Source organism: Aestuariibacter salexigens DSM 15300 (assembly GCF_000429145.1).
Classification (GTDB): domain Bacteria; phylum Pseudomonadota; class Gammaproteobacteria; order Enterobacterales; family Alteromonadaceae; genus Aestuariibacter; species Aestuariibacter salexigens.
In genome coordinates this window covers 1-14624 of record NZ_AUBH01000005.1, presented here as the reverse complement: position 1 = coordinate 14624, position 14624 = coordinate 1, and the positions used below count along the sequence as shown (strand labels likewise).

Sequence of the window (14624 nt, the reverse complement as noted above, 5' to 3'; positions counted from 1 at the left end):
TAAAACAGGTTGAGCACGACAAGACGCACCATCTTTTTTCAAAGATAGCGTTGTGAGGCTAGATAAAACGAGGATTACGGCGCAGAACGCTTGCTTGCTTTCTCTCGATTTTTATTTTTATTTTTTGTGGATAACATTATTTGCACGTCCTTGTTGGGGGGTAACGCATCAAATAATGCAGGAGCGGAAGATTAGCACAATTGAGGATGAAACAAAGTGCTTTTCATACTATTTTTTATACTCAATTTTCATTTTAAAGTTGGCGAATTTGCATAAGCCAATACTGGCGCGGACTAAGGAGATATCTGTGAAAAAAATTGCTGTCATATTAAGTGGCTGTGGCGTATTTGATGGCGCTGAAATACATGAGTCAGTACTTACTCTCTATTTTATCGAGAAATTCGGCGGCACATATCAGTGTTTTGCACCAGATATTGAACAGCTGCACGTCGTCAATCACGTGACCGGTGAAGTGGTTGACGGAGAAACCCGTAACGTGCTCGTTGAGTCTGCCAGGATTGCCAGAGGTGACATAAAAGATCTTTCTGAGCTAAACGCCGATGAGTTTGACGCATTAATCTTACCCGGCGGTTTCGGAGCAGCGAAAAATCTATGCGATTTCGCTTTAAAGGGAGCGGATGCTGACATCGATAAAAGCGTAAAAGCTGCCTGTCGGTCGTTTGCTGACGTTGGCAAGGTGATTGGCTATGCATGCATTGCGCCGGCAATGATTCCGCTTATTCATGACAAAGGGACGCAGCTTACAATCGGACACGACGAGGATACTGCCGCGGCTATTCGACAACTGGGTGGTGATCATGTGTCATGTGCCGTGGATGAAGTTGTCTTCGATGAGCGTGCAAACGTACTCAGTACACCAGCTTATATGGCAGCACAAAATATTAGTGAGGCCGCAGCCAGTATCGAGAACCTGGTTCGCGCTGTTTTAGATAAAGCCTTGAAGGGGTGAATTTACTATCTTTGGCAGAAAAAAATGCGTATAAAAACAACTAAAGGCGAGGGCACGATTGCACAGTTCTCGCCCGTGTGGGAATGAATGACCTTGCAAAATGCGCTTAGTGAAAAGTCGACATACCATCATGGCAATCTGCGCCAGGCGCTGATTGACGGTGCGGTATGTTGGTTACGCACTAACGGCGCAGAGCGTTTAAGCCTGAGGGGGTTAGCTCGTCAGTTAGGCGTTTCTCAGGCGGCACCTTATCGTCACTTTGAGGATAAGGTCAGTCTGCTGTCGGCAGTGGCCAGTGATGGCTTCGAAAAGCTGGCCAGTAATATGGCTCAAAAGATGTCAGCGTATCATGATGACCCGGTCGAAGCGCTTCGTCAGGCTGGTCGAGCGTACATTGAGTTTGCTTGTGCACATCCTGAAACCTATCGTTTAATGTACAGCATGAAAAGGCACGAGTTTAATCTTCAAGAGCTACAAACCTGTGACACCGAAGCCTACAAATTACTCGAAAAAACGGTGGATGCAGGCTTGCAAAGTGGACATTTCAAAGCCCTGGACCGTGACGCCATCGTTACCGCTACCTGGTCTATGGCACACGGTTTCGCGCAGCTGGTTATTGACGGTGTTCTTGATGTGGATCACGGCAACATCGCCGATCAGTTTGATTGTCTCGGCGCAATCATTAACGCTGGGGTAGTAGAGTTTTAACTTTACGCAGAAAGCTTTTTGACAGTTTGCTCTTTAGATTTGTCGGCTGTCGGGCAATAATTAACGCCATCTGGAATTATTCCACCAGCTCCCCCGCAGCCTCACGTGCGCGGTTGATGTTGAAACTATCGGAGTGTGCGCGTTGAGCGGCAGGGACAATTAAGACTATGCAGTACCGTTCGATTATTCGAATACTGGGATTACTTGTGGCGCTATTCAGCGTGACCATGATCCCGCCTGCATTCGTCTCTCTTATTTATCAGGATGGCAGCGGGTTACCCTTTTTATTGGCATTTTTGCTTTGTCTGATAACCGGTACGGCATTTTGGTACCCAAACCGCTTTTATAAACGGGACTTGCGCGCTAAAGAAGGCTTCCTGATCGTTGTACTGTTCTGGACGGTGCTGGCCAGTTTTGGTGCGCTTCCTTTTATGCTGCTCGACCAGCCGGAAATGAGCATCACCGACGCATTTTTCGAGTCGTTTTCAGGGCTGACCACAACCGGTGCGACCGTCATAGAAGGGATTGATTACTTGCCGCACGCGGTGCAGTTTTATCGCCAGCAGCTGCAATGGCTGGGTGGTATGGGGATCATTGTTCTGGCCGTCGCTATTTTGCCCATCCTTGGCGTTGGAGGGATGCAGCTCTATCGAGCCGAGACCCCCGGACCGGTTAAAGACTCAAAAATGACGCCAAGAATTGCGGATACCGCTAAGCATCTTTGGTACATCTACTTATCTTTGACTATTGCCTGCTCAATCGCATACTGGTTTGCTGGTATGGAGTGGTTTGATGCAATCTGTCATGCCTTCTCCACTATAGCGATTGGCGGCTTTTCGACCTATGACGCCAGTCTAGGGCACTTTAATAGTCCTGCGATCAATATTGTTTGCGTGGTCTTTCTGTGGATAGCGGCGCTTAATTTTGCGTTGCACTATGCGGCGGTAAGTGGCCGAACACTAAAAGCCTATGTGCAGGATCCTGAGTTAAAAGCATTCTTTTTTATACAATTCAGTCTGGTCACAATATGCTTTTTGGTATTGGTGTACTTTAATTGGTACGACAGTCCCGAAGAGGCGCTTGATCAGGCGTTATTTCAAGCGGTGTCTATCAGTACAACCGCAGGGTTTGCCACCACTGATTTTGCAAACTGGCCTGCCTTTTTGCCGATCCTACTGATCTTTGCCAGTTTTATTGGGGGCTGTGCCGGGTCAACCGGAGGTGGCTTAAAAGTCATCCGTGTATTCCTGTTATTCCTGCAAGGCAGACGTGAGATTGACCGTCTGATTCATCCGAAAGCAGTTTATTCAGTTAAACTGGCCGATCGCTCTATGCCTGAACGCGTTGTCGAAGCGGTATGGGGCTTTTTCTCGGCTTACGCTATTGTCTTCGTTGTTATCATGATAGGGCTTATTGCAACGGGCCTTGATGACATCACGGCGTTTTCCGCTACCGCTGCGACGCTAAATAACCTTGGTCCCGGCCTTGGTGCAGTAGCGGGCACCTTTGCTGATGTTAGCGATCCGGGAAAATGGTTATTAGTGCTGGCAATGCTATTTGGCCGACTTGAAGTATTCTCACTGTTGGTACTGTTCTCTCCAACATTCTGGCGCAGTTAGGCAAGCTTGGCCTGCTTAATCAACCGAAGAAAAACGCGCTTGGCTGGAACAGTTTCTCTACGTCACCAATAAACTTTTTATCGACCAGAAACAGGATGACGTGGTCATTGGCTTCAATGGTCGTATCGCTGTGCGCGATAATAACGTTGTCGGCTCTGACAATCGCACCAATGGTTGTGCCCGGCGGGAGTTTAATATCACGAATCTGCTTACCCACCACTTTCGACGTATTTTCATCGCCATGGGCAATGGCTTCAATTGCTTCCGCCGCACCTCGTCGTAACGAATGAACATTGACAATATCACCACGCCGAACATGTGTTAACAATGCTGAGATGGTTGCTTGTTGTGGAGAGAAGGCGATGTCAATCTCACCACCCTGGACCAAATCTACGTAAGCGCTACGTTGGATAAGCACCATCGCTTTTTGTGCGCCCATACGCTTGGCCAGCATGGCAGACATGATGTTGGCCTCATCGTCATTGGTGACAGCAATAAAGGCGTCAACCTGTTCCACATTTTCTTCACTTAGAAGTTCGGAATCTGACGCATCACCGCTGAATACAATGGTTTTATCCAGGTGCGCAGACAGCCACTTGGCGCGCTCTGGGTAATATTCAATAAGCTTAACGTTGTGGTTGTGCTCGAGGCGCTTTGCCAGTCCGTAGCCAATCAGACCACCACCCGCAATCATGATGCGCTTGTAGCTGGATTCAAGTTTTTGCAGCTCGCTCATTACTGCACGGATATGCTTGGTGGCGGCAATAAAGAACACTTCGTCGTCTGCTTCAATCACCGTTGTGCCAAGTGGTCGAATCGGTCTTCCGCGTCGATAAATGGCAGCAACGCGGGTTTCGACGTTAGGCATATGTTCTTTAAGCGCAGACAGTGCATGGCCGACCAATAACCCACCGTAGTAGGCTTTTACTGCGACCAGGCTGGCTTTGCCATTAGCAAACTCCACAACCTGCAGTGCACCGGGATAATCAATCAGTCGCTTTATCGCATTGGTGACCAGCTGCTCTGGTGCGATAAGGTGATCGACAGGAATATCCTGATGCTTATACAGCTGTTCTTGATAAATAATGTATTGCTCGGAGCGAACCCGAGCGATTTTGGTTGGTGTTTTATACAGACTGTAGGCGACCTGACAGGCCATCATATTACTCTCGTCACTATTGGTGACGGCGATAATCATGTCGGCGTCTTCGGCACCGGCCTTGCGCAGCACATCAGGGTGAGATCCAACGCCGTTGACTACCTGCAGATCAAGCCTATCCTGCAGGGTCCGCAACCGAGCAGCATCAGCGTCGATAACTGTGATTTCGTTTTGTTCGCCAACCAGATTTTCGGCCAGCGTACCGCCAACCTGTCCGGCGCCGACGATAATGATTTTCATGTGCTCAGGTGTATTTTTGTTTTCAAAAACCGAGTGTTAAGACTTTAGCAGTCTGGCGTAATAGAAACCATCCATTTGTTGCTGACCGGGTAATATCTGTAGTCCGGTTGGCGAATAGCTATCAATGTTGATATCAATAGGCAGTATGCTCGCGTCATCGTGATGTTGCAGAAAACGGTCAATTTGCTGGCTATTTTCCTCTGGTAGAATTGAACAGGTGGCATACAACAATTCACCTCCTTGTCTCAATAACGGCCAGACTGCATTCAATATTTTCGCCTGTAATTCTGTTAACGCCTCAATGTCACTCGCCTTGCGAAGCCACTTGATATCCTGATGCTTACGGATAATACCGGTTGCGGAGCAGGGCGCATCGAGCAGAATTTTGTCGAACTCTCTGCCATCCCACCAGCTATCAGGCTGGCTTGCATCTCCAGCTACTGCGGTGGCAGTCAGGCCTAGGCGTTGTAAATTTTCATGCACCCGGCTGAGTCTGTCAGAGTCACTGTCTACGGCTACAACCTCGCTAGCCTGCGGCTGATTTTCCAAAATATGACAGGTTTTTCCTCCCGGTGCCGCGCAGCAGTCCAGAACGCGTTGCGCTGGCTGCGCATTCAGCAAGTGTGCGGCAAGTTGTGCGGCACCGTCCTGAACCGAAAACCAGCCCTGCTGAAAACCGGGCAGGCGAGTGATATCAATCCGCTCACGTAATATCAGCGCATCAGGGTGAGTTGGCGATAAATCAAACGCTATTGAAGCTTCATTCAACGCTGACTGATAACCCGTCGAATCAATTTTACTTTTGTTGACTCTCAGCCAAATAGGGGGGCGCTGACGGCATTGTGCAAATATGTCTTCTGCATGGTCTGGATAATGTGCGATAACTTTTTTGTAAAGCCACTTCGGAAAGCCAGAGCGCAGCGCAGGATCTGATGGTGGATTCTGGCCAAGCTGCTGGCGGATGAAATTGCGCAGAATTGCATTAACCAATCCTTTAAGACGTTTTTCCGAAAGGATATCCATCGCTGCGACTGTCTCTGCCACGGCAGCGTGCTGAGATACACGTGTATAGGCCAATTGGTAAAATCCGACCATGATGATGTGTTCAATGCGCTTCTTTTTGCCTTTAAGCGGATTTTGCAACAGTTGCCTGAGCCAGTGTTGCAGGATAGGCAGCTCGCGAAGCACGCCGTAAAATAACTCCTGTAATAGGGCGCTGTCGCGACTGTCATAGCGTTTTTGAATAGCCGGTAATATGCTAGATGCTGATTCTCCCTGTTCAAGTACGCTAAATACCGCTAATGCAGCGTCGTGACGCAGCTGCCCAGCTCTATTAGACAACGCCATCAGTTAAGTACACTACCAGGCAAGAACCAATCGGCTCGTGAATTGAGGATATCAACAACCGGCATGGCTTTTTTGCCCGGTAGTTGCAATGTGTGTAGCACTAATGTGCCATCTGAGGTTGCAACAGTAATCCCATTTTTGTCAGCTTTAACGATGGTTCCCGGCTGTGCGTCAGCATGCGCTTGAGACACGCTTGCATGCCATACTTTGACCGGACCTGCAGGCAACTCGAACCAACTTACCGGCCATGGATTAAAGGCGCGCACGTTTCTCTCCAGCTGTTCAGCGCCCAGCTGCCAGTCGATTCGTGCTTCTTCTTTACTTAATTTCTTGGCATAGCTTGCCAGGCTATTGTCCTGCTTAACTGCCGGCCTTTGTGCTAAACCGTCGAGCGCCTCTAGCAGCGCCTGCGGGCCCACTTCAGCGAGCTTTTGATAAAGGCTGGCACTGGTTTCATCGCGAGCGATGGGTACCCTATGTTCGAGCAGAATGTCACCTGTATCTAGTCCCTCATCCATCTGCATAATCGTCACGCCAGACTCGCTGTCTCCCGCCCAGATCGCTCTCTGTATGGGTGCTGCGCCGCGCCACTTTGGCAATAAAGAACCATGCACATTAAGGCAGCCCAGGCGGGGCGTAGTCAAAATATGTGCAGGCAATATTAGTCCGTAGGCGACGACCACCATTACGTCAGCACCCAAGGTCCTCAATATATCAGCACTGTCTGACTGCTTTAAGGAAGATGGTTGAAAAACCGGGATGTCATGCGCCAGAGCGAGTTGCTTTACCGGGCTGGCAGTAAGCTTTTTGCCTCTGCCTGCGGGTCTGTCAGGCTGTGTATACGTTGCAACGATATTATGTGGCGAATCCAGTAATGCCTGCAGGTGGCTGGCGGCAAAATCAGGCGTGCCAGCAAAAACAATGTTCAATGGTTGCAATGAAAGTACTCTTGATTAAGTGCCTCGCTGCCGAAATGGGCAGCGAGTCGACATGGTTTATAGTCGCGCCGCCAGGCGGGCTTCTTTTTCCAGCTTAGTTCGAATACGTTGGCGCTTTAATGGCGATAGGTAATCAACAAACAACTTGCCTTGCAGGTGGTCTAACTCATGCTGAATGCAGATCGCCAATAAGCCATCGGCGTCAAGTTCAAAGGGATTGCCATCTTTATCCAGCGCGCGCACTTTTATCTTCTCAGCGCGTTCGACTTTGGCGTAGTTATTCGGTACTGACAGGCAGCCTTCTTCGCTGATGGTGCTTCCCTCGCGCTCGATGATTTCCGGATTAATAAATACCCGCGGTTCGTCTTGCTCTTCGGATACATCCATCACGACAACACGTTTATGGACGTTAACCTGAGTGGCGGCCAGGCCGATTCCTTTTTCATCGCGCATGGTTTCAAACATATCGTCGACAAGTTTTTTTATAGAGGCATCGACTGCTTCAACAGGCTTTGCCACCGTACGCAGTCGCTCGTCAGGGAATCTAAGAACTTCTAAAACAGCCATTGGGTTAGGTTTCCACGCTTTCAAATGTATTAATTTACATACTCTTTCGCCAAACGTGCACTTTACACGCTGGATACTATCGATATTCTAGCCTATATAGGTGTAATGCCCAACGGATTCAAGTCTGAAGGGCAACATCAGCTTGTCTTAATCAAAAGCTCTTGCATTATGGGTAAGGGTCGATACAAGACAAGTGACGTGAATAAGGTGCTTAGGCGCCGAAGGGGATCTCATGCGGCTTAAACGAATCACATGGCTAGTACTGGCAATGGCATTATGTTTTGCTGGTTTGCTCAATGCCATGCAAATCAAATCCGATGCACCACAGGTATACGTGGTTAAAGAGGGGGATACACTCTGGGATATTTCCAGTTTGTTTCTTGATAAACCGTGGCTGTGGCCAGAACTGTGGCGCAATAACACGCATATCACTAACCCCCACCTAATTTATCCGGGCGATGAACTTCGGCTTCGCTATGATGATCAAGGTCAACCGGTAATGGATATTGTGCGGGCTGAAGAAAAACCCCGCTTAGTACTGTCTCCGGCAGGTAAGCGAACGTCGAAAGCCAATCAGGCTATACCACTGCTTCCATGGTCAGTGATAGAGCCCTACCTTGCCAATGATATGATCCTCGAGGCTGATGTGTATGAGCAGTTGCCTCATCTGCTTGGCGACCACAATGGTTCCATTCGTTTTGCCAATGACGATCTGATCTTAAGTGGTATAGCCGATAGTTCGCAGGACGAGTATCGTGTTTTAAGGATGCAGTCTGAGGTGGTAGACCGCTTTGATAATGTATTGGGCGTCATGGTCCGGCATGTTGCTGATGTAGAATTAAGCGAGGCCCAACCTGATTCCCACCGCCTGGTGAGGGTCAAACAGGCTAACTTTGAATTAAAACGCGGCGATAAGTTACTGCCACAGGAAGAGGTCGAGTACGAAGATATGCGCCTTGAGGCAGCGACAAGGCAGCGCGGTTTTATTGTAGATAGTTTGCATCAACATGGACTCTTGGGTAAGTACGATATTGTTGTGGTTGACTTGGGGCAACGCGAAGTTAAGCCTGGCACGGTAATGGGAATTTATGCCCAAGGGCCAAACATTCTGGATGGTGAGCAGCCAATCTATGAAAGCGAGACAAATATTGTTAAAACGCTGTTTAGCAGCACAGAGGAAGTGACCCAGCCCGCAGTGAAAATAGGTGAGTTGGTCGTATTTAAAACGTTCAATAAGGCAAGTTATGGCCTGATTACGCGCTCCCGAGAAATGGTACGTCAGGGAGCGATTGTCGCGGCGCCATAACCGGCTACAGGGATGAATCAATGACACAGGATGTGTCTGAATGTAAAACGCTTAACTGTCCACAGTGTCGGGATTTCTGGTTTAAAATCAGCGCTATACCACGCATCACAGCCAGACACATATTAACGTTTTGCCAGCACGCACAGATCTCCGTACACAGCCTGGCCATAAGCACGACAAAACAGCGTATTGCGCTGGGATGTCAGGAAAAACTGGCAACGGCACTGGCATGTCAATTACCGGCTAACATAGGTGAGTGGCATGACTGGTGTGATAAGGATAAGAATAATTATCTGCTTGTCCCCGGTGGTCAACATTATCCTGCCAGTTTGTTGCAAATTGGCTCGCCTCCCGCAGTTTTGTTCGTACGGGGGAACCCTGAAACACTGTCACATCAACAGTTAGCTATCGTTGGCAGTCGTGCTCCTAGTCACTATGGCAAAACATTGGCGCGATCACTCACCACCCAGGCAATAAAGTGTGGCTGGACTATCACCAGCGGCTTAGCTGTCGGTATCGACGGCATTTGCCATCAGGCCGCGCTCGAAAATGAGGGTTGCACTATTGCGATTTTAGGTAGTGGTATTGAATACATCTATCCTCGACGCCACATAGCCTTAAGTGAGCGAATCCTTGCGACTGGCGGCGCGCTGGTCAGTGAATTCGGTATAAGTTCACATCCAAAGGCAGCCCATTTTCCTCGTCGTAATCGCCTGGTAAGTGGACTGTCACTGGGTACCCTGGTTATTGAAGCTGCGTTAAAAAGTGGTTCATTGATTACTGCTCGCTGTGCTTTAGAGCAGAATCGTGAAGTATTTGCGGTACCCGGCAATGTCAACAATGCTTTGAGCCGGGGAACACATTATTTGATCAAACAGGGAGCGAAACTGGTAGAAGATATTAGTGATATCAATGAAGAGTTTCCGCAGCTTGGTATTGATGGTGACACAAGGGTGCCAGCGGGACAGGAAAAAAAACCAAATGCCAGCTTGGCAACGGATCAATTGTTAGATAGTGTAGAACATGATGTCACAGCTGTTGATGTCATTGCCGAACGCAGCAACCTGCCGATACAGGATGTAATGGCAACATTATTAGAATATGAGTTGCGAGGGTTGGTAGCCGCCGTGCCTGGAGGCTACATCAAATTGGGGGAAAGTTAACGTGTTCGATATCCTCATGTATCTCTTCGAGAATTTCATCCACAGTGAAACCGAAATCCGTGTCGATCAGGATGAGCTCACCGAAGAACTTGTCAGAGCCGGGTTCCACCATGACGAGATCTATAAAGCGCTTGCATGGTTGGAAAAATTAGCTGCACTTCAGGAAACAGACATCAAGCCTTACTTGGTTAAAGGCTCAACCTCTAGCGTTACGCGCATCTTCACACATGAAGAAGAAGTTCGTCTGGACGTTGAATGCCGTGGATTTCTGATGTTCCTTGAGCAAATCAATGTATTGGATGCCTTCACACGTGAGATGGTCATTGACCGCGTGATGGAGATAGACTCTGCAGAGTTTTGCCTGGAAGACCTGAAATGGGTTGTGCTAATGGTGCTATTTAATGTGCCTGGCAAAGAAAATGCGTATGCACAAATGGAAGACCTGCTGTTCGAAGAGCACGACGGCCCTTTGCATTAGTGACTAACCGCTAACATTGGCTTCAATCGTAAGCCTGCGACTTCTGTGACATACTGACGCTATGTCTAAAATCGATCACTCTCTATTTTCTGCCCATGAACACGCACTCGACGCAGCGCTAGGTAGCTGTCCTCAGTGTAACGGCAAGCTTGCTATTAAAAAGGGAAAAGGTAAGCCCTTCATTGGTTGCGCTCACTACCCGGATTGCCACTATACAAGACCTTTGCAGGAGACTGAGACCGAGGAGTTAACACGCATTGAGGGCTCTCATTGCCCCGAATGCGGTTCTACCATGGCGGTTAAAAAAGGTCGATATGGATTGTTTATTGGCTGCTCTAACTTTCCTGAGTGTCATCACATTGAATCCATCAAAAAACAGCAGGAAACATCGGTTCAATGCCCCGATTGCCATTCCGGGAAGCTCATTAAAAGAGTGAATAAATACGGTAAGCATTTTTTCGCATGTAATAATTTCCCTAAGTGCAAGTATGCGGTGAATAGCGAACCTGTAGAAAGAATCTGTCCTGAATGTGGCTGGCCCATCATGACGCATAAGGTCATTGCTGGTGTCTCGTATCATGTATGTCCACAGCGGCTTTGTGCAAAGAAAGTGTCTGCTGAGTAGTCTTGGCATCCCTTCAGAACTGGGTACAATGCGCCACCACACAAACAGTAAAGAGAAACAAGCATGTCTGAGCAAATAACGGGTGAGCAGATTGAAAATGTAAAGCATTTTTTGATGGGGCTACAAGATGAGATTTGTCAGACTCTTGAGCTGGTTGATGGCAAAGGCATGTTTATTGAAGACAGCTGGCAGCGTGAACTGGGAGGTGGCGGCCGCACTCGTGTTCTGCAAAACGGTGGCGTAATAGAGCAAGGCGGTGTGAACTTTTCTCATGTATATGGCGATGGCTTGCCTCCCTCCGCTACAGCTAACAGGCCCGAGCTAGCAGGCCGAAGCTTTCAGGCCATGGGTGTGTCGCTGGTTATCCACCCTCATAACCCCTACGTACCTACGTCACATGCTAATGTGCGTCTGTTTGTTGCTGAGAAGCCAGGTGAAGCGCCAATTTGGTGGTTTGGTGGTGGCTTTGACCTGACGCCGTTTTACCCATTTAAAGAAGACGTGCAACACTGGCACAGCGTGGCAAAGCAAATCTGCCAGCCTTTTGGCGAGCAGGTGTATAGCGAATATAAAGCCTGGTGTGACAAATATTTCTTTCTCAAGCACAGAAATGAAACCCGGGGCGTTGGCGGACTCTTTTTTGATGATTTAAACGAATGGCCTTTTGAACAGTGTTTTGAATTTATTAAACAAGTGGGGAGAGGCTATCTGGACGCTTACATTCCTATTGTAGAGCGACGGAAAGATACACCATTCTCGCAGCGTCAGCGAGATTTCCAATTATATCGACGCGGCCGCTACGTAGAGTTTAATCTGGTGTATGACCGCGGTACTTTATTTGGCTTGCAAAGTGGTGGTCGCACAGAATCAATACTGATGTCTATGCCGCCTTTAGCTCGTTGGGAATATGATTATCAGCCAGAACCAGGCTCGGAAGAAAGTCGCCTTGTCGACTGGTTAGTCGCCAAAGACTGGTGATGAAATCGACCGAAATTTGATATAAATCAACGTCAATATTGTGTTTGTAAATGTTAGAAAACAGGGTTGTTCCAGATCAAAGTCTGGTTTGCGCAATGGGATAACGTAGCGCCAGATTTTTGAACATAGAGACTCACAATGAAAAAGACTTTTCTTGCCACACTTGTTACCAGCTCGCTGCTTTTAGCTCCTTCTGTATTCGCATACGAAAAAGGTGATATTGTCTTCAGAGCCGGTCTGACGTCGGTCGCACCTGATGATTCCAGCTCAAACATATTTGTCGGAGGCGCAAGCTCTGGTGCTGATCTCGGGTTTGGTGTCAACGTTGATAACAACACCCAGCTAGGATTGAACTTAGCGTATTTCTTCGATGATCAGTGGAACGTAGAGTTATTGGCAGCTACGCCCTTTAAGCATGATGTAAATGTGAACGCCAACCCTTTGGGGCTAGGTAAGTTGGGGGAAGTGACTCATTTGCCGCCAACAGTGACAGTCAATTATTACTTCAATGACCCAGCTGTACCGTTTCAACCATACGTCGGTGCAGGCGTAAACTACACGTTGTTCTTTGATGAAGAGTTCACCAGCGGCAACGCTTCTCTTGGTTTTAGTGATCTGGATTTAGATGCGTCACTTGGCTATGCGCTTCAAGCTGGGTTCGACTTACTCTTTGCAAACGACTGGGTTTTAAATGCATCGGTGCGTTACATCGACATTAGTACGGATGCGTTTTTCACGCTTGATAATGCGGGACTCGGATTCAGTAACGCGTCTGGTAGCGTTTCGGTAGATGTTGACCCCTATGTCTACACAGTGTCTGTCGGTTATAAATTCTGAGAAACCGATCTGTATAGTCCGCCCGGCAAACGCCGGGCTTTTTTTTACATAAAGGTGTAATCTAGAGGGCCTTTTCAATCTAAGTGTTTAGTTGCAACTCGTGAAAAAGTTCGCTGTCCTCGGTAACCCTATTGCGCAAAGCATGTCACCTTTTATCCATCAATTGTTTGCCAAACAATCCAATGAATTATTGCAATACGATGCGTTGCTAATACCCAAAACTTCATTTTCAGAATATGCAACAAATCTGTTTGAGAACGAAGAGTTTAAAGGTGCAAACGTTACCGTTCCATTTAAGCAGGAGGCCGCTAAATTTGCGTCGGTCCTGACTGAGGAAGCGAGAATAGCCGGTTCCGTAAATACGCTGATTAAGTTAGATAATAGGGTGGTTGTTGGTGCCAATACTGATGGTGTTGGTTTGGTTAATGATTTAGTGCTTAATAACGTCGGATTATCCGGACAACGGGTGTTACTGATTGGAGCTGGTGGAGCGGCGCGAGGCGTTATCTCACCATTGATACAGGCTGGGGTTGCCTCAATAGCTATTGTCAACCGTACTTATGATAGGGCGATATCGCTAATTAATCACTTCAAACACAAGCAGCTTGAGGCATTGTCACTGGACCAACTCAATCAAGATGGCCATCACTTTGATCTCGTTATCAACTCAACATCAGCGAGCTTGTACGGCGAACTGCCGGGTGTTGCGAATACTGTTTTGGCACACGCAGCGTGTTGTTATGATATGGCTTACGCCAGTGAACCCACAATATTCGTGGCACAATGTGAGCAGTTGGGTGTAAAGCAATGTATTGACGGACTTGGCATGCTGGTGGGCCAGGCTGCCGAGAGTTATTTTCTGTGGAATGGTGTCAGGCCTGATGTAAAACCTGTTCTAGCGGCGCTAAGACAGCGCCTTTGAAACTAATCTTGTTGCAGATAGTCATTTTTTAACATGACGTAGTTGTCAGCCGACTGCGCTAAAAATGCGCGCTCCGAGTCCGTCAACTTGCGGGCTTGTTTGACTGGACTGCCAACATAAAGGTAGCCGCTCTCGAGCCTTTTATTCGGTGGTACGAGGCTGCCCGCACCAATAAACACATCATCTTCGACAGTCGCGCCATCCATTATGATAGCGCCCATGCCTACAAGGATACGGTTACCAAGATTACAGCCGTGTAACATGCATTTGTGTCCAACGGTGACGTCTTCACCGATGATCAAAGGATAACCTTCCGGATTTAATGACGTTTTTCTCGTGACGTGAAGTACTGTTCCGTCTTGTATATTAGTGCGATCCCCGATGCGCATGGAGTTTACATCTCCACGCGCTGCGACAAGAGGCCATATGCTGACGTCATTACCCAGAGTAACATCACCGACCACGACTGCTGACTCATCTATAAAACAGGCATTACCCAGAGTCGGGTTGATACCTCTATAACTTTTTACTGCCATAAGAATTTGCTCACCGCGTTGCAGGAGAACAGATAGTACCAACCCACTGCTTGAGGATCCAAGCAACAGACCGATAAAGAATTGCAAACAATTTCGAAATAGTGGTTGACCTGACCAGTCAGGTCTGTAGAATGCGCGCTCGCTTCAACGCACTGGCCCTAAACTGCCAACTGTGCAAAAAGGCTGCAAAGCCCGTTTGAAGCGGTTTTCAGCGATGTCGATTGAAAAATA

15 protein-coding genes are annotated in these 14624 nt (G+C 48.0%); 10 read left to right on the top strand and 5 right to left on the bottom strand.

Going from position 1 to position 14624, the window contains the following annotated elements; all coding sequences use genetic code 11:
* Positions 1-307: 307 nt before the first annotated feature.
* From elbB to G441_RS0108880, 3 genes are all read left to right on the top strand, one after another.
* A complete protein-coding gene (gene elbB / locus G441_RS0108890; RefSeq protein WP_026376025.1) occupies positions 308-970 on the top strand; it encodes an isoprenoid biosynthesis glyoxalase ElbB in 663 nt (220 codons plus the stop codon).
* Positions 971-1057: 87 nt separating this feature from the next.
* Positions 1058-1678 carry a TetR/AcrR family transcriptional regulator gene (locus tag G441_RS18325; protein ID WP_051275451.1) on the top strand — a complete coding sequence of 207 codons (621 nt, stop codon included), beginning with the start codon at positions 1058-1060 and terminating at the stop codon, positions 1676-1678.
* A 167-nt stretch (positions 1679-1845) separates the two neighbouring features.
* Positions 1846-3297: a TrkH family potassium uptake protein gene (locus tag G441_RS0108880; protein ID WP_026376024.1), complete on the top strand. Its 1452-nt coding sequence runs from the start codon at positions 1846-1848 to the stop codon at positions 3295-3297.
* A 19-nt stretch (positions 3298-3316) separates the two neighbouring features.
* Here G441_RS0108880 and trkA read toward each other — a convergent pair whose 3' ends face one another.
* From trkA to def, 4 genes are read right to left on the bottom strand one after another with little or no spacing between them, the layout of a single operon-like run.
* On the bottom strand, positions 3317-4696 hold the full coding sequence (gene trkA, locus G441_RS0108875; protein WP_026376023.1) for a Trk system potassium transporter TrkA: 1380 nt from the start codon (positions 4694-4696) through the stop codon (positions 3317-3319).
* Between the two features lie 36 nt (positions 4697-4732).
* Positions 4733-6043 (bottom strand): 16S rRNA (cytosine(967)-C(5))-methyltransferase RsmB, encoded by a 1311-nt coding sequence (gene rsmB, locus G441_RS0108870; RefSeq protein ID WP_026376022.1) that lies wholly within the window; start codon positions 6041-6043, stop codon positions 4733-4735.
* Entirely contained in the window at positions 6043-6981 is a 939-nt protein-coding gene (fmt, locus tag G441_RS0108865) for a methionyl-tRNA formyltransferase (RefSeq protein WP_026376021.1), read from the bottom strand. Before fmt ends, rsmB begins: the two co-directional genes overlap by 1 nt.
* Positions 6982-7038: 57 nt before the next feature.
* Positions 7039-7548: a peptide deformylase gene (gene def, locus G441_RS0108860; RefSeq protein ID WP_026376020.1), complete on the bottom strand. Its 510-nt coding sequence runs from the start codon at positions 7546-7548 to the stop codon at positions 7039-7041.
* Between the two features lie 232 nt (positions 7549-7780).
* On the opposite strand from def, the gene G441_RS0108855 reads away from it, so the two are divergent.
* The 7 genes from G441_RS0108855 to aroE all read left to right on the top strand — a co-directional run bounded on the left by G441_RS0108855 (position 7781) and on the right by aroE (position 13857).
* Positions 7781-8854, top strand: a complete 1074-nt coding sequence (locus G441_RS0108855; protein WP_026376019.1) for a LysM peptidoglycan-binding domain-containing protein — start codon at positions 7781-7783, stop codon at positions 8852-8854.
* Between the two features lie 20 nt (positions 8855-8874).
* Positions 8875-10017, top strand: coding sequence for a DNA-processing protein DprA (dprA, locus tag G441_RS18320; protein WP_051275450.1), 1143 nt, complete (start codon positions 8875-8877; stop codon positions 10015-10017).
* A gap of 1 nt (position 10018) precedes the next feature.
* Positions 10019-10495: a DUF494 family protein gene (locus G441_RS0108845; protein WP_026376018.1), complete on the top strand. Its 477-nt coding sequence runs from the start codon at positions 10019-10021 to the stop codon at positions 10493-10495.
* Positions 10496-10556: 61 nt separating this feature from the next.
* Positions 10557-11120: a DNA topoisomerase family protein gene (locus G441_RS19520; protein WP_084407323.1), complete on the top strand. Its 564-nt coding sequence runs from the start codon at positions 10557-10559 to the stop codon at positions 11118-11120.
* Between the two features lie 63 nt (positions 11121-11183).
* Positions 11184-12098, top strand: coding sequence for an oxygen-dependent coproporphyrinogen oxidase (hemF, locus tag G441_RS0108835; protein ID WP_026376016.1), 915 nt, complete (start codon positions 11184-11186; stop codon positions 12096-12098).
* Between the two features lie 138 nt (positions 12099-12236).
* A complete protein-coding gene (locus G441_RS0108830; RefSeq protein WP_026376015.1) occupies positions 12237-12935 on the top strand; it encodes an OmpW/AlkL family protein in 699 nt (232 codons plus the stop codon).
* Between the two features lie 100 nt (positions 12936-13035).
* The gene (aroE, locus tag G441_RS0108825; protein ID WP_026376014.1) at positions 13036-13857 is read left to right on the top strand and encodes a shikimate dehydrogenase; all 822 of its coding nucleotides are present in this window, start codon (positions 13036-13038) and stop codon (positions 13855-13857) included.
* A gap of 2 nt (positions 13858-13859) precedes the next feature.
* Here the strand turns inward: aroE and G441_RS0108820 are convergent, their stop codons facing one another.
* Complete coding sequence (locus tag G441_RS0108820; RefSeq protein WP_026376013.1) at positions 13860-14393, bottom strand: gamma carbonic anhydrase family protein; 534 nt, start codon at positions 14391-14393, stop codon at positions 13860-13862.
* Positions 14394-14624: the final 231 nt, after the last annotated feature.

What these genes read in the sequence shown, in the direction of transcription:
- G441_RS18325 (WP_051275451.1), top strand. Translation starts at nt 1,058, where the DNA reads ATGACCTTGCAAAATGCGCTTAGTGAAAAGTCGACATACCATCATGGC.
- G441_RS0108880 (WP_026376024.1), top strand. Translation starts at nt 1,846, where the DNA reads ATGCAGTACCGTTCGATTATTCGAATACTGGGATTACTTGTGGCGCTA.
- trkA (WP_026376023.1), bottom strand. Translation starts at nt 4,696, where the DNA reads ATGAAAATCATTATCGTCGGCGCCGGACAGGTTGGCGGTACGCTGGCC.
- rsmB (WP_026376022.1), bottom strand. Translation starts at nt 6,043, where the DNA reads ATGGCGTTGTCTAATAGAGCTGGGCAGCTGCGTCACGACGCTGCATTA.
- def (WP_026376020.1), bottom strand. Translation starts at nt 7,548, where the DNA reads ATGGCTGTTTTAGAAGTTCTTAGATTCCCTGACGAGCGACTGCGTACG.
- G441_RS0108855 (WP_026376019.1), top strand. Translation starts at nt 7,781, where the DNA reads ATGCGGCTTAAACGAATCACATGGCTAGTACTGGCAATGGCATTATGT.
- dprA (WP_051275450.1), top strand. Translation starts at nt 8,875, where the DNA reads ATGACACAGGATGTGTCTGAATGTAAAACGCTTAACTGTCCACAGTGT.
- G441_RS19520 (WP_084407323.1), top strand. Translation starts at nt 10,557, where the DNA reads ATGTCTAAAATCGATCACTCTCTATTTTCTGCCCATGAACACGCACTC.
- hemF (WP_026376016.1), top strand. Translation starts at nt 11,184, where the DNA reads ATGTCTGAGCAAATAACGGGTGAGCAGATTGAAAATGTAAAGCATTTT.
- G441_RS0108830 (WP_026376015.1), top strand. Translation starts at nt 12,237, where the DNA reads ATGAAAAAGACTTTTCTTGCCACACTTGTTACCAGCTCGCTGCTTTTA.
- G441_RS0108820 (WP_026376013.1), bottom strand. Translation starts at nt 14,393, where the DNA reads ATGGCAGTAAAAAGTTATAGAGGTATCAACCCGACTCTGGGTAATGCC.